The organism is Simplicispira sp. GW247-4R2A, from assembly GCF_059424465.1.
In genome coordinates this window covers 59,197-73,968 of record NZ_JBWKZM010000010.1, presented here as the reverse complement: position 1 = coordinate 73,968, position 14,772 = coordinate 59,197, and the positions used below count along the sequence as shown (strand labels likewise).

The following is a 14,772-nucleotide window of genomic DNA, read 5'->3' as shown; positions in this document are numbered from 1 at the left end:
CCATGGGGTCCAGGCGCAGCGCCAGTTCGGTGCCCTGCTTGATGGCGCGCTTGGCGTCGAGTTCGACGGCCTTGTCGGCGCCGCCAATCAGGTGCACGGTGCAGCCACCGGCTTCGAGCTCGGCCTGCAGCGCGCGCTGCGGGTCTTGGCCAGCGCAGAGGATGACGTTGTCCACCGCCAACACACTGTCTTTGCCGTCCACGGTGATGTGCAGGCCGGCATCGTCCACCTTGCGGTACTGCACGCCGGGAATCATTTCCACCTGGCGGTTCTTGAGCGAGGTGCGGTGAATCCACCCAGTGGTTTTGCCCAGGCCTTCGCCGACCTTGCTGCTCTTGCGCTGCAGCAGGTAAATCTTGCGGGGGATCTCGCCCAGGTGGGCTGCCTGCAAGCCACCCCGGTTGGCGCCCGTGGTGTCCACGCCCCATTCGGCGAAGAACTTCGGCTTGCTCAGGCTGGGGCTGACGCCCTCGTGCAGCAGGTATTCGGACACGTCAAAGCCAATGCCGCCGGCGCCGATCACCGCCACCGTCTTTCCCACGGGCTTCTTGTCCCGCAGCACGTCGAGGTAGCCCAGCACCTTGGGGTGGTTGACACCCTCAATCTCGGGCACGCGCGGCACGATGCCAGTGGCCAGCACCACCTGCTTGAAGCCGTCCGCCACCAGCTCTTGCGCCGCCACCTTGCGGCCCAGTTGGAGCTTGACGCCCGTCAGCTCGATCTGCTTGCCGAAGTAGCGCAGGGTCTCGTAGAACTCTTCCTTGCCCGGCACCTGCTTGGCGATGTTGAACTGGCCGCCGATTTCTGCTGCCGCATCGAACAGCGTCACATCCAGCCCCCGGCGCGCGGCTTCGGTGGCAAACGCCAAACCTGCAGGGCCGGCGCCGACTACAGCCACACGCTCCTTCTTGCTGAGCGGCTGCATCACCAAAATCGTCTCGTGGCAGGCGCGCGGGTTCACGAGGCACGAGGTGATCTTTCCGGCAAAGGTGTGGTCCAAACAGGCCTGGTTGCAGCCAATGCAGGTGTTGATCTGGTCCGACAGGCCAGCCGCCGCCTTGTTGACGAACTCCGGGTCGGCCAGGAAGGGCCGCGCCATGCTCACCATGTCGGCCATGCCGTCGGCCAGAATCTGCTCGGCCACCTCGGGCGTGTTGATGCGGTTGGTGGCGACCAGCGGAATGCCCACCTTGCCCTTGAGCTGCTGCGTGACCCAGGCAAAGGCGCCGCGCGGCACCTTGGTGGCAATAGTGGGAATGCGCGCCTCGTGCCAGCCAATGCCGGTGTTGAGGATGGTGACGCCTGCCGCCTCCAGCGCCTGCGCCAGTTCAATGACTTCTTCCTTGGTCGAGCCGCCTTCCACCAGATCGAGCATGGACAGGCGGAAGATGAGGATGAAATTCGCCCCCACCCGAGCGCGCGTGCGCCGCACGATCTCCAGCGGAAAGCGGATGCGGTTGGCGTAGGAGCCGCCCCAGGCGTCGTCACGCTGGTTGGTCTGCGCGGCGATGAATTCGTTGATGAGGTAGCCCTCAGAGCCCATGATTTCGACGCCGTCGTAGCCAGCGCTTTGCGCCAGCGCCGCACATTGGACGTAGTCTTCGATGGTCTGCTCCACTTCTTCGCTGGTCAGCGCGTGCGGGCGAAAGGGGCTGATCGGTGCCTTGAGCGCGCTGGGCGCCACGAGTTCGGGGTGGTAGGCATAGCGGCCGAAGTGCAGGATCTGCATGCAGATCTTGCCCCCAGCCTCGTGCACCGCCTGCGTCACCACCTTGTGCTTGTCCGCCTCGGCCTGCGTGGTCATCGCGGCGCCGCCGGGCATGGGGCGGGCGCGGTCGTTGGGGGCAATGCCGCCGGTCACGATCAGGCCGACACCGCCGCGCGCACGCTCGGCATAAAAGGCGGCCATGCGGGCAAAACCGTCCTTGGCTTCTTCCAGGCCTACGTGCATGGAGCCCATGAGCACACGGTTTTTGAGAGTGGTAAAGCCCAGGTCAAGCGGGGCGAGCATGTGGGGGTAGGCAGTCATCGCGGGGTCTTTCCGTGGGGTTGTTCCGAAAACCGGCCGACTATGCAACCAGTTGCACAAAAGTGTACGGTCGTTCGATTATTTATGCAACCAGGTGCATAGTTTTGATGCGGTGGCTACACTCGCCCCATGTCGCTGGCCCATGCTGTTCTCACCTCGCTGCTGGAGAAAAATTCCTCCGGCTACGACCTCGCGCGGCGCTTCGACAAGTCCATCGGCTACTTCTGGCACGCCACGCACCAGCAGATCTACCGCGAACTGGCGCGCATGGAAGCAGCAGGCTGGATCGCCAGCAGCATTCCGGCGGATGCCGGCAAAACGCGCAAAAAGGAATACCGGGTGCTTCCCGCAGGCCGCGGCGAGCTGGCGCGCTGGGCAGAACAGCCTTCTGCGCCCATGGATCTGCGCGAGGAATTCATGGTCAAGCTGCGCGCCGATGCGGTGCTGTCTGAAGTGGACTTGCGCCCCGAGTTGGCGCGGCACCTGGCACTGCACCGCGAGAAGCTGGCGCACTACCAGGCGATCGAAGCGCGGGACTTCGCACCAGGCCGCACCTTGTCGCGCCATGCCACGATTCAGCACATGATTCTGAAGAAAGGCATCCTGTACGAGCAAGGGTCCATTGCATGGACGCGCGAGATGCTGGCCGTTCTGACCCGTCTGGCAGCACCATAGAACCGAACCAACAGCACACAGGCAAAAGGCCGCCGATCCCTTGCAGGATCGGCGGCCTTTCTCTTTTTATGCGCGGGCTTCAGGCCCGCATGACCAGCAGGGCGATCAGTACACGTCGTGCTGCGTGTTGTTCACGTTGAAGTGGCCGGTCGGCGTGATCAGGCGTGGGTCCTTGATGACGGCCTTGAGCTTGAGCGTCTTGTCGTCAACAACCACGATGGCGCTTTCCTTGTTCTTGGCACTCCAGACCGAGAACCAGACCTCGTCGCCTGCCTTGTTGAACTCAGGCTGCACCACGCGCTTGGCGCCGTCGTCCTTGATGTCGGCCCACTCAGCGATCGGCAGCACGGTGTAGCCCTTCTCAAGGTTGTCAATGTCGTACACCGCGACCGACTGCGACAGCTTGGGATCGGGGTTCAGAGGCGTGTCGGAGTACAAGTGCTTGGACTTGGGATGGCTCTTGATGAAGAGCGCACCGCCGCCCTGGCCCTTGAGGGTCTCCACGACCTTGAAGGCGTATTGCTTGTGCTTGACCGGGTCGGTGCCAATGAGGGAGATGAATTCATCTCCCAGATCGCCGGTAGACCACACAGGACCAAACTTCGGGTGGATGAAGTTGGCACCACGACCAGGGTGAGGCGTCTTGCCCACATCAACGATGGCTGCCAGCTTGTCATCTTTCAGGTCAATCACCGAAATCTTGTTGCTGTTGTTGGCCGCCACCATGAAGTAGCGCTTGGTCGAGTCGAGGCCGCCGTCGTGCAGGAACGGCGCGGAACCGATTTCAATCGTCTTGAGCGCATTCAGGTCGGAGTAATCCACCATCAGCGTCTTGCCGGTTTCCTTGACGTTCACGATGAACTCGGGCTTGAAGTGGCTGGCCACGATGGAGGCCACGCGCGGCTCGGGGTGGTATTCCTGCGTGCCGACGACCATGCCCCGGGTGGAGACGATCTTGAGGGGCTCAAGCGTATCGCCGTTCATGATGACGAATTGCGGTGGCCAGTAGGTGCCCGAAATGACGTACTTGTCCTCATAGCCCTTGAACTTGCTGCTCTCGACCGAACGCGCTTCGAGGCCGGTGCGAACCTCTGCCACCGTGTCGGGGTGCTCCATCCACAGGTCGATCATGTTGACCTTGGCATCACGCCCAGTCACGAACAGGTAGCGGCCCGAAGCCGACATGCGCGAGATATGCACCGCATAGCCGGTCTTGATGACGCTGATGATTTGCTTGGAGTCGCCATCGATCAACGCGATCTGACCCGCATCGCGCAGCGTGGTCGAGAAGATGTTGGTGATGTTGTAGTTGTTCATCTTCTTCTTCGGACGCTGGTCCGGAGGAACGATGACCTTCCAGGTTGCCTTCATGGCCGCCATACCGAATTCCGGAGGAATCGGAGGGTCCTGCTGAACGTAGCGGGCCATCATGTCCACTTCCGCCGCGGTCAAGTCGCCAGAGGTGCCCCAGTTGGGCATGCCGGCAGGTGAGCCATAGGTGATGAACACCTTGAGGTAGTCCGTCCCCTTGCCGATGGTGATGTCGGGTGTCAGCGGCTTGCCGGTGGCACCCTTGCGCAGCACGCCGTGGCAGCCAGCGCAACGCTCAAAGTAGATCTGACGGGCGCGGTCGAACTCGGCCTGCGTCATCTTGGGCGCTTTGGGGTTCGTGCTTTGGTACATCGGCTCGTCGACCAATGGCGATGAACCGGCTTGGTAATTCACCTCAGGCGCAGTAACGCCCTGCTTGTGATCTTGGGCCGTGGCGGCCACTGCCAGCGTCGAAAGTGCCAGGGCCACGAGGCGCGCCAGCTTGCGGGTTGTCATGAAGAGGCTCCTTGTTTGCCACAGCCCATGCCGACTCCCTCTCTATGGGACACCCGCTGAAGGCTGCGACAGATGGATTGCAGCGGGATGAATTCATATTCCTACAGACAGTAGGGACAATGATTGATTCATCTCAAATAGCGAAATGAAATGACTATTTAACAACGGGTAAATACCTAGGAACTTTCACTGAGGTCTGGTAGGTGCGACCCATCCGCGCAGCGGGCAGACCTTCGGTTGCAGGGGCAGCGATCAGCCCTCGACCATCAGCGCCCGAAAATCGTTGACGTTGGTACGCGTTGGCCCGGTCACCAGGGCATCGCCCAGCGCGCCAAAAAAGCCATGGCCATCGTTGTTGGCCAGGCTCGCGCGCGGGTTGATTCCAAGCGCCCAGGCGCGTGCAAGCGTATCGGGTGCGAGCCAGGCGCCGGCGATTTCCTCCTGCCCATCAACACCGTCGGTGTCAGCCGCCAGGCCGTGAATGCGCGCATGGCCTGCCAGCGCCAGGGCACATGCCAGCAGGCATTCCACATTGCGGCCACCACGCCCATTGCCGCGCACGGTCACCGTGCTCTCACCGCCCGACAGCAGCACGCAGGGCCCGGCCACCGGCTGACCGCGATCGGCCACCTGGCGCGCAATGCCGGCGAGCAGCGTACCCATGTCGCGCGCCTCACCTTCCAGGGCATCGCCGAGGATGTAGGCGGGGTAACCGGCGTCCCGCGCCACCTGCGCCGCGGCTTCCAGGGCCTGCTGCGGCGCGGCGACGAGGTGGCACGTAGCGCGTGCAAGCCGTGGGTCGCCCGGTTTGACCGATTCACCGGCACCGGTTTCCAGCAGCGCACGCGCACCAGCGGGCAGACCAATGCCGTAGCGCTGAAGAATATCCAGCGCGTCGGCGCAGTGCGTCGGGTCGGCCACGGTGGGGCCGGAGGCAATGTCCATGGGGTCGTCGCCCGGCACGTCGGAGATGAGCAGCGTGCGCACCCGCGCGGGGTGGCAGGCAGCCGCCAGGCGCCCCCCTTTGATGGCCGAGAGGTGGCGGCGCACACAGTTCATCTCGCGGATGGTGGCGCCCGATTGCAGCAGCGCGCGCGACAGCGCCTGCTTGTCGGCCAGCGTCACACCGGGCAGCGGCAGTGGCAGCAGCGACGAGCCACCGCCCGAAATCAGGCACAGCACGAAATCGTCCTCGCGCAGGCCCTCGCACAGCGCCAGCATGCGCCGCGCGGCCTGCTCACCCGCGGCATCGGGCACCGGGTGCGCCGCCTCGACAATTTCAATGCGCTCGCAAGGCACGGCGTAGCCATAGCGCGTAACCACCAGGCCCGAGAGCGGCCCCGCCCAGTGCTGCTCGACCGCCTGCGCCATGGCGGCAGACGCTTTTCCCGCGCCGATCACCACCAGGCGACCCGCCACTTCAGAGGCCGCAGGCAGATGGGGCGGCACACACAGCGAGGGCTGGGCGGACGCCACCGCCGCATCGAACATGCGCCGCAGCAGTTCGCGCGGTGCCATCGGGGAAAGGCCCGCAGGCGCAGCAGCTTGGGTTTTCATCGTCTGTCTCTCTCTACGCCAGGCAACCGGGCGCGAGCCGTTCGCGCCACTCCAAACCTTGGGTCGTGCTGCGCTGCGGCCGGTATTCACACCCCACCCAGCCCTGGTAGCCCAGGCGGTCAATTTGCGCCAGCACGAAGGCGTAGTTGATCTCGCCCGTACCAGGCTCGTGGCGCCCTGGGGTGTCGGCAATCTGGATGTGGCCGATGCGCCCCAGGTGCTCGGTGAGCGTCGCTGTGAGCTCGCCCTCCATGCGCTGCGCGTGGTAGATGTCGTATTGCAGCATCAGGTTGTCGGCGCCCACTTCGTCCATCAGCGCCAGCGCTTGCGCGGTCCGGCACAGCCAGTAGCCGGGAAAATCGAAGGTGTTGATGGGCTCCACCAGCAGGCGAAGGCCCGCGCTGTGCAATTCCCGCGCCGCCCAGCCAAGGTTTGCCACCAAGGTGCGATGCACCAATGGCGCTGCCACCGCTTCGGGCGCAATGCCTGCCATGCAGTGCAGTTGGCGTGCGCCAAGCGCTAACGCATAGTCGATGGCAAGGCCAACCCCAGCGCGAAACTCCGCCACGCGGTCCGGGTGGCAGGCAATGCCCCGCTCTCCCGCCCCCCAGTCGCCGGGCGGCAGGTTGTGCAGCACCAGTTCCAGCCCATGCGCATCCAGGCGTGCCCTGATTTCAGCCGCCGGCCAATCGTAGGGAAACAGAAATTCGACCCCACGAAAGCCGGCCCTGGCAGCCGCCTCAAAACGGTCGAGGAACGGCAGCTCCGTAAACAGCAGGCTGAGGTTGGCGGCAAATCGGGGCATGCCACGTATTGTGGGCCCGGTGCCACGGCGACGGTTTCGCTAGTGTCGTGAGGCAGCTGCTCGCCGGCTGGCAAAGGACGAACATGACTCAAGTCAAGGATTCGGTAAAGCTGCCCTCTCATACTCATTGCAACCACCCAACGGCAAGACCCCTGTGAAAACTCTCGTTTCTGCCCGCCCTGCTCTTTCTCCTTCGGTTCGCACCGATTCAAAATTTTCGCTTCGCCTGCCGGTGGTACTGACCTGCGTGACCTGTGCATCCCTCGGCAGCGCCTGGGCACAAAGCGCAGCAGCCGACACCAGCGCGCGCGCCCTGCCGGAAGTGGTGGTCAGCGGCTCGCGCCAGGAGCAGGCCAGCGACGACCTGCCGGTATCCATCGACGTGATCGGCGCGCAGGAGATCAGCAACCGCCAAAGCACCGATTTGCGCGATGCCGTGCGCGATCTGCCCAACGTGTCGGTACAGACCGCGCCCACGCGCCTCTCGGTGACCGGCTCCACTGCCAGCGCACTGCGTGATGGCAACACGGGGCTCAACATCCGCGGTCTGGGCGGCAACCGGGTGCTGATGCTGGTCGATGGCATTCGCATTCCGCGCAGCTACGCCTTTCGCACCACCACCTTCGACCGCGAATACCTGTCGCTGGAACTGCTCAAGCGCGTGGAAGTCGTGCGCGGCCCGGCGTCTGCCCTGTACGGCTCGGACGGCATGGCCGGCATGGCCAACTTCATCACCTACGGGCCTGAGGATTTTCTGAAGAACGCCGATGGCACGGCCAAGCGGATTGGCGGGCGCGTCTCCGCCGGCTGGAGCGGCGACGACAACGGCCACACCGTGGCCGGCACCGTCGCGGGTCGCGCCAGCGACAGCCTGGACTGGCTGCTCACCGCCAGCACACACGGGGCGCATGCGCTCGACACCCACGGCACCAATTTTGAACCCAACGTGAACCGCACCGCTGCCAACCCAGAGCAGGACCACGGCAACGCGCTGCTGGGCAAGATCGTGCTGCGCCCCACGGCGGGCCAAAAGCACACCTTCACGCTGGAGCATGTGGAAAAAAGCGCGGACATCACCTTGCTCTCCAGCCGCACGCCACTGCCACTCACGGGCACGCCAAGCCAGATTGCCGGCGCGATCGTGGATGAATCCGCGAACCGCGACATGCAGCGCGACCGCTTCACTTGGGACGCACGCTTTGATCTGAACGCGCCCTGGGCCGACCATGTCCAGACCGTGATTGCCGCACAGCGCGCAGACTCGCGCCAGGTGGGCACCAGCGTGCGCAATGCGCTGCCGCTGCGCATCCGCGACACCCGCTACGGCGAGCGCACCTGGCAAGCGGGCCTGCAAGCCGACAAGCTGCTGAAAAGCGGCAACTGGGGGCACCGCCTCACCTACGGCTACGACTATGTGCAAAGCGACATCAACAACCTGTACACCGGCCTGAACCCGGCGCCGCCCGAGAAGTTTCCCCTCAAACGCTTCCCCGACACGCGCGAAACCACGCATGCGCTGTACCTGCAGGACGAATCGGTACGGGGCGACTGGAGCCTGACGCCCGGCCTGCGCCTGGACCACTTTGCGCTCGACGTGACCAGCCAAACGGGGTTTTACCCACCAGCGTCCGAGCCCGGTAAATCGCTCAGCGGCACGGCACTCTCCCCCAAGTTCGGCCTGCTGTACCGCGCCACGCCCGTCTGGACGGTGTACGGCCAGTACGCCGCAGGCTTTCGCGCTCCCGACGCCGGCCAGGTCAACGGTTATTTCGAGAACATGGCAGAGCAGGTGGTGCTCATTCCCAACGCCGACCTCAAGCCCGAGCACAGCCGTGGCGTGGAACTGGGCGCGCGGGCGCGCTTTGACGCCCTGCACGTCGACTTTGCTGCGTTCTCCAGCAATTACCGCAACCTCATCGTGGACCGCGTGCAAATGGGCGGCAGCGGCACCGCGACCGACCCGCGCATTTTCCAGACCATCAACATTGACCAGGCGCGCATCCATGGCTTCGAGCTCAAGGGCGCGATGGATTGGGGCCGGGTCGGCCTGCTGGGCGGCACGCGCCTCTCCACTCCGTTCAGCTACGGCCAGGCACGCGGCCGCAATACCGACACTGGCGCGCCGCTCAACTCGGTCGAGCCGGCACAACTCGCTCTGGGCCTGCAGCTTGACACGGCGCCCTGGACCCTGCGCTTCGATCTGCGCCACCACGCCGCCAAGAACGCTTCGGACATCGACAGTTCCGCCGCCGTCAAGGCGCCAGCGACGCAGTTCACCATTCCCGCCGCCACCACGCTCGACGTCGCCCTGCAGTGGCGTTTGCGCAAGGACATGCGCCTGAACCTTGCCGTGCGCAACCTGACGGACCGCAAATACTGGCTGTGGTCCGATGTGCAGGGGCTGGCGGCCAACGCGACCACCAACGACGCCTACACCCAACCGGGCCGCAGCGGGTTTGTGTCGCTGGTGGTTGATTTTTAAGCCGAAAATATCTAATAAAAATAGCTTCTAGCGCTTATTGGATATGCGCTGGCAGCTATCAAAAATTAAGTTTTTATAGGTCTTCGAAATACACTTTGCCTCCCTGCGGTTGTCGCATGCAGCAAAATTTGACACAAAGCATTCAGGACACGCAGACCGCTACGTACATTCGGTTCCACAGCACTGTTCATTGACCCATCGCGAACCCCATCCATGACCGACGAGACACTCGATGCCAGCGCCCCGCTGCACGACAGCGCGCACTATTTGCATGCGGTCACGGAACTGGCTGAAACCCGGCCCGTGGTGGCGCAGGCAGCCATCTACAGCGAAAGCGGCGTCAAACTGGTGGCCGAGGGCATGCGCATCGACTGTCGGCTGTACGAGCGATTGGTACAGCACACTTTGCGCGAGCCCGTAGACACCCATCTGTGGGTGGAGGGGGCACTGACCACCGCATCGCTGAGCGCTGCGGCACGCGAGATGCTTGCAAGCTCCGTCCTGCCCTATAAGCTGGCGCAAACCCTGCGCTCGCCGGAAAGCCTTCTTGCCCCTCTGGCATCCATGCCACTGCCTTCCTCTGTTGCTTTCAAGCTGACTTTGATGCGGGAGCAGCGCCCCGCCTTGTGGAAGCACAGCGTGGAAATGATGCTGATCGCCCTGTATCTGGCGCTTCGCTCGGACACAAGCGCGCGCGATTGCGTCGCACTCTGCGCGGCAGCACTGATGCACGACGCCGGCATGCTGCATCTGGATCCTGCGTGGGAAGATCCGCAACACAAGCCGGTCGGTGCCGACCGCAAACACTTGGTCGTGCACCCCATCACGTCCATGCTGATGGTGCGCCAGGCCCAGGTGTACCCCCGTTCGGTCGAGGTGGCCATCCTCGAACACCACGAAAGAATGGACGGTTCGGGCTACCCGCGCGGCATTCCTGGTGCGCAGATCTCGGCCTTGGGGCGCATATTGCTGCTGGCTGAGGTGGCTGCCGCCATTTATGAAAAATACGAAGAAATGCCGGCGCTGCAACTGGCGCTGGTGCTGCGCTTGAACCACCGGAAGTTTCCTGCCGGGCTCAGCGCGTATTTGCTTCCCTTGCTCGATGAAGAACGCGCACGCGACTCAGCCCTCATGCCGCTTGGTGCGAATGCGGCTCGCCAACTTGAAATTCTGGCAGACGCATTTTCAGAATGGGACCGCCTGAAAGCGTCCTTGGTGCGCAGCGAGCAACTGACCAGCGCAAAGCAGGCGCTGGCTCAGCCGTTGGCCTTTATTGAAATGCGGCTTGGGGCCCTGCACAAAGTGCTGCTGGAGTCGGGGACCCACCCCACACAACAAATCGCGTTGATCGCACAACTCGACGGCGATGCCGCTGGGATGGCGGAAGTCGCGTTTGTGGGAAAAGAAGCCCTTTGGCAACTGCAAAGCATTGTCAATGCCTGCCAGCGGCGTTGGCCAGCCGCCCATGCCGCCAGTCCACCCGAGGACCACGCTGCACAAGCCTGGTGCCAATGGGTCTTGAGTCGCCTCTGAGCCAGATCGAATCACCCCCCCACGTGGCACTCGCGCCGCAACAGCGCCAGCGCGTCTCCGAGGCCGTAGTCGTGGTCATCTTGCAGCGTGCCGCGCGACTCACCGACAAAGCTGCGCCATAGCGCCAGATAGTCGGCGCGGTGCACTTCTGGAGCATGCTCGGCGATGAAGGTTTCGGCCAGCTCGGGCGCCCAGCCCTTGGTGCGGAGCTTTCGCACCAAGGCCTTGGCGGCTTTTTCGGGCAGCAGGGTTTTCTTCGGCACGCCAACGGCCAGACAGAGGAACAGCGTGAGCAGCGCAGCCTCATCGTTCTCGCCCTGCGTGGCGCGTTCCCAGGTCTTGCTGGCAGCAGCAGGCGGCGGCTCGTCCTCGCCCAGTGGTTCGGCCGCGCGCAGGTACTCGTCCACCTCGCCCAGCGGGTCTTCGAGCAGAAAGTAGCGGCTCCGCAGCGCGCTCATGGGGCGCAGCAGCGTGCCCAAGGGGCGGGCCGGGTCGAGCAGCTTGCCCAGATCGGCCAGCACCGCAGGTTTTTGTGCGTCCACCACCGCATGCAAGGCCGATGGCAAACCTTTGGGCGATGGCAGGGCCGCCGCACCGCCAAGCGCCTTCCCAGCCACGCGGCGTGTGGTCAGCAATTTTCGGAACCCTGCGACGCTGGGCCATTCGGCACCGCGGTAGCCCAGGGCCTGCAGGACCAACGCCGTGCGAATCACGCCTTCGGCATCGCCGTCTTCCAGAACGTCGTCGTCCAGCGCATAGCGCTCGGCCAGCCACAGCGCGGCCTGCACGGCCTCGCCAATGCGGCTGCGCCGCTCCAGCTCTTCGCGGTACTGCGCATAGCTGCGCAGCGACCACAGCGCCAGCAGCGAGACCTGCGCTTCGTCCTGGCCCTGCATGCCAAAGTGGCTGCTTTCGGGCAGGGCGATCAACTGGCGCAGCAAATCCGTGCCGGCCTTGGAGCGCGACAGCAGCGAATGGTCCGCCAGCAGGCGCGCGGCCTGGGCCAGGTCGCCGCCGGTGGCGTCCTGCAGGTGCAGGCTGATGAAGTTAACCATGCGCTCGCGTGCGCGCTCCAGTTCGGGGCGCAGGAACTCGCTGCCGAAGTAGCGCGCGATCTGCACCATGCCCCTGGGCGCCTCGGTGTGCATGGCAGCCAGGCGCTCGGCGCCCACGATGCCGTGCTGCACGCCATAGACCAGCGCTTTTTCGAAGAGCGGCCGCGCATCGTGCAGCGCCATGGCCTGCGCCTGTACCTGCGCCGACGCACCGGCCTTGCTGCTGCCGGACATCAGATGGCCGATTCTTCGTCGGAGGCGCGCGCTGCCGGGGTCGCCTTGCCGCGGTCGGTGGCGCTGGTCTCGAACTTGCCGTCGTCCTCAACATCCTCTGCCTCGTCGCCCTCACCCAGGTCGTGGGCGCGGGCCTTGGCGCGCAGCACCAGAAGCATTTCAATGAACAGGTCGCGGCATTCGTAGCGCAGCAGCCAGGCCATCTGCATCCAGTCCTGGTCGGCCACTTCGTCAAGCTCGACGCGTGGGCGCACATAGCCCGAAGCCAGCAGCTCATCGTCGCTCAGCATCAGGCCGTAGTCTTCGGTGGCGTCAAAGCTGCCGGTACGGGCAAAGGATTCGACGCGGCTCCACTTCTCGGTGAAGTAGTTGGCGAGTGCCTCGGCGCCGCCCTCCAAGTCGCCAATGGCGTTCAAAAACTCCAGCGGGTCGGCGCCGTCGCGGAACACCACGGCGTTGACCATGTTGCGCAGATGCTGGTGCGTGAGGTCTTTGTACTGCTTCTCCAGCACCATGGCGCGGGCAAACTGCTCGGGTGTCACCAGCAGGTTCACCACCGAGGCCTTGGAGCTGTCGTACTCGCGCATGACGGCCAGCACATCCTTGGGCGCCAGTTGGTCAAGTACGACCATCAAGGCACGGTCGCCTTCTTCGTCGGCCAGCTCGGCCAGCGCGCCTTCCGCGCCAACGATGTCGCCTGCAGCGATCAGGCTGGTGGTTTTTTCTATCAGTGCAAGATGGTTCATGGGTGTGGCTATTCCTTGCGCTCGAAGCCCTGCTCGGCCAGCCAGTCGGCGCCGGCCTCGTCGAGCGAGCGCTCGTCCCGCGGGCCGTGCGCGTCGTCGGTGCTCAGGCCAGCGGCGTCGTCGTCATCGTCGTGGTCGCGGCGGTCTTCGTCCTCATCGGCTTCCTTCGGTGGGGCATCGGCCGAGGCAAAACCGTGTGCGTGCAGGAATTCCAGGCAGGCGGCCACGGTCATGAAGGCCGGGCCACCGGGTTCGGCCAGCACCTTGAACGCCACCGGCTCGGCCCAGGGTTCGAGTGCGACGGAGCCGGCCAGTTCCGGCCACGCGGGCAGCGCCTCGGGCTGCAGCGTCAGCAGGCGCTGCATGGCGGCCGGCTTGGCAAAGCGAAAGCCGCGGTGGAAGACCACGGCCACCATCTCGGGGCTGTAGCTCAGCATTTGCACCAGAAAGCCGATTTCGCTGCGTTTGGCGGCCAGGCGTTTCTTGAGCACATCCTTGCCCTCGGAATCCGAGGTCAGATCGTCCAGCTCGGCCTCGTAGGCCGAGCGCAGGTCGGAAAAGTAGCGCGATAGCTTCATGGCAACTCCATTCGTTTCACGTAGGCCTGCCAGATTTCGCTGGCAGTTGCCAGCGGATCGTCGAGCAGGTTGCGGCGGCGGTTGTCGTCGTACTGCTGGCGCCGCTCGGCGTCGGACAGAACATCGTAGGCTTGTTGCACCGCACGAAAACGCGCAGCGGCGTCGCTCGCCGCGTTGCGGTCAGGGTGATAGTAGGACGCCTTCTGCCGAAACGCCCGCTTGATGTCGGCCAGAGTGGCCGTGGCCGGCAGGCCCAGGGTGCTGTAGTGGTCTTCGCTCATTCCATGTGGCAGCTAGCTCAGCCCAGCGCGGCGTACACGTTCTGCACGTCGTCGTTGGCGTCGATGGCGGCCAGGAAGGCTTCGACTTCCTCCAGCGCCTCGGCGCTCAGGCTGGCCGGGTCCACCGGGTTCTTGGGGCGGTAGCCCAGCTTGGCGGAGAGCACCGTAAACCCATGCTCAGGCAGCGCGCGGCTCACGGCGTCGAGGTCGGTGGGCTCGGTCCAGAACAGGGTTTGGCCCTCTTCCTCGCCGGGCTCCAGGTCCTGCGCGCCGGCTTCGATGGCGGCCATTTCGGCATCGGCGCCCGCGCTTGCGGGCTCGGCCTCGATCATGCCGACGTGGTCAAAATCCCAGGCGACCGAGCCCGAGGTGCCCAACTGCCCCTTGCGAAACAGCACGCGCATTTCGGGCGCGGTGCGTTTGACGTTGTCGGTCAGGCATTCGACCATCACCGCCACCTGGTGCGGGGCGAAGCCCTCATACACCACATGCTCGAAGCTGGCGGCGTCGCTGCCGATGCCAGCACCTTTCTTGATGGCGCGCTCCAGCGTGTCCTTGGGCATGGAGACCTTGCGGGCCTGCTCCAGCACCAGCCGCAGCTTGGAGTTGCCAGCCGGGTCGGCGCCGCCGCGCGCGGCGACCATGATTTCCTTGGCGAGCTTGCCAAACAGTTTTCCGCGGGCGTCAGCGGCCTGCGCCTTGCCCTTTGCTTTCCATTGCGCACCCATGCGAGTTCCTTGATGGTGCCCGCTGGTGCAGTGCTTCATGCTGGATGGCACAAATAAAAAGGATGGATTTTTGGTCCTGGCGAGGCGCAAACCGCAGCGATACCCGTAGGTATCGCGAGGATTTGCAACGCGGCCAGGGCCGAAAAGACGCCTTTTTATGTGCCATATAGCGTGAAACACTGCACCACCCCCCCAACGGCTGAGGGAAAGTCCGGGCGAAAGAGGGCAAGGTTACCACCGCC

The 14,772-nt window shown here is 64.4% G+C and carries 11 protein-coding genes and 1 pseudogene; 3 read left to right on the top strand and 9 right to left on the bottom strand.

Going from position 1 to position 14,772, the window contains the following annotated elements:
- Nucleotides 1-19 precede the first annotated feature (19 nt).
- A pseudogene (locus AC07ZH_RS08890) lies at nucleotides 20-2,029 on the bottom strand (oxidoreductase); the annotation flags it as partial.
- 129 nt (nucleotides 2,030-2,158) lie between these two features.
- On the opposite strand from AC07ZH_RS08890, the gene AC07ZH_RS08885 reads away from it, so the two are divergent.
- On the top strand, nucleotides 2,159-2,704 hold the full coding sequence (locus AC07ZH_RS08885) for a PadR family transcriptional regulator (protein WP_119107392.1): 546 nt from the start codon (nucleotides 2,159-2,161) through the stop codon (nucleotides 2,702-2,704).
- A 105-nt stretch (nucleotides 2,705-2,809) separates the two neighbouring features.
- Here the strand turns inward: AC07ZH_RS08885 and AC07ZH_RS08880 are convergent, their stop codons facing one another.
- The 3 genes from AC07ZH_RS08880 to hyi all read right to left on the bottom strand — a co-directional run bounded on the left by AC07ZH_RS08880 (nucleotide 2,810) and on the right by hyi (nucleotide 6,893).
- Entirely contained in the window at nucleotides 2,810-4,531 is a 1,722-nt protein-coding gene (locus AC07ZH_RS08880; protein WP_495199420.1) for a cytochrome D1 domain-containing protein, read from the bottom strand.
- Nucleotides 4,532-4,783: 252 nt separating this feature from the next.
- A complete protein-coding gene (locus AC07ZH_RS08875) occupies nucleotides 4,784-6,088 on the bottom strand; it encodes a glycerate kinase type-2 family protein (RefSeq protein WP_495199419.1) in 1,305 nt (434 codons plus the stop codon).
- 13 nt (nucleotides 6,089-6,101) lie between these two features.
- Nucleotides 6,102-6,893, bottom strand: coding sequence for a hydroxypyruvate isomerase (hyi, locus tag AC07ZH_RS08870; RefSeq protein WP_495199418.1), 792 nt, complete (start codon nucleotides 6,891-6,893; stop codon nucleotides 6,102-6,104).
- Between the two features lie 247 nt (nucleotides 6,894-7,140).
- Here hyi and AC07ZH_RS08865 point away from each other — a divergent pair, with 247 nt between their 5' ends.
- Nucleotides 7,141-9,375, top strand: coding sequence for a TonB-dependent hemoglobin/transferrin/lactoferrin family receptor (locus tag AC07ZH_RS08865; protein WP_495199417.1), 2,235 nt, complete (start codon nucleotides 7,141-7,143; stop codon nucleotides 9,373-9,375).
- A gap of 213 nt (nucleotides 9,376-9,588) precedes the next feature.
- A complete protein-coding gene (locus tag AC07ZH_RS08860) occupies nucleotides 9,589-10,908 on the top strand; it encodes an HD-GYP domain-containing protein (protein WP_495199416.1) in 1,320 nt (439 codons plus the stop codon).
- An 11-nt stretch (nucleotides 10,909-10,919) separates the two neighbouring features.
- On the opposite strand, the gene AC07ZH_RS08855 is transcribed toward AC07ZH_RS08860, so the two are convergent.
- Genes AC07ZH_RS08855 through AC07ZH_RS08835 form a run of 5 tightly spaced genes read right to left on the bottom strand, consistent with a single transcriptional unit; the run spans nucleotide 10,920 to nucleotide 14,530 of the window.
- A complete protein-coding gene (locus tag AC07ZH_RS08855) occupies nucleotides 10,920-12,197 on the bottom strand; it encodes a hypothetical protein (protein ID WP_495199415.1) in 1,278 nt (425 codons plus the stop codon).
- A complete protein-coding gene (locus AC07ZH_RS08850) occupies nucleotides 12,197-12,943 on the bottom strand; it encodes an amidohydrolase family protein (RefSeq protein ID WP_119107385.1) in 747 nt (248 codons plus the stop codon). Before AC07ZH_RS08850 ends, AC07ZH_RS08855 begins: the two co-directional genes overlap by 1 nt.
- A gap of 8 nt (nucleotides 12,944-12,951) precedes the next feature.
- On the bottom strand, nucleotides 12,952-13,521 hold the full coding sequence (locus tag AC07ZH_RS08845) for a hypothetical protein (RefSeq protein ID WP_495199414.1): 570 nt from the start codon (nucleotides 13,519-13,521) through the stop codon (nucleotides 12,952-12,954).
- Nucleotides 13,518-13,802: a DnaJ domain-containing protein gene (locus tag AC07ZH_RS08840; RefSeq protein WP_119107383.1), complete on the bottom strand. Its 285-nt coding sequence runs from the start codon at nucleotides 13,800-13,802 to the stop codon at nucleotides 13,518-13,520. Before AC07ZH_RS08840 ends, AC07ZH_RS08845 begins: the two co-directional genes overlap by 4 nt.
- Before the next feature lie 17 nt (nucleotides 13,803-13,819).
- Complete coding sequence (locus tag AC07ZH_RS08835; RefSeq protein WP_119108475.1) at nucleotides 13,820-14,530, bottom strand: YebC/PmpR family DNA-binding transcriptional regulator; 711 nt, start codon at nucleotides 14,528-14,530, stop codon at nucleotides 13,820-13,822.
- Nucleotides 14,531-14,772 lie beyond the last annotated feature (242 nt).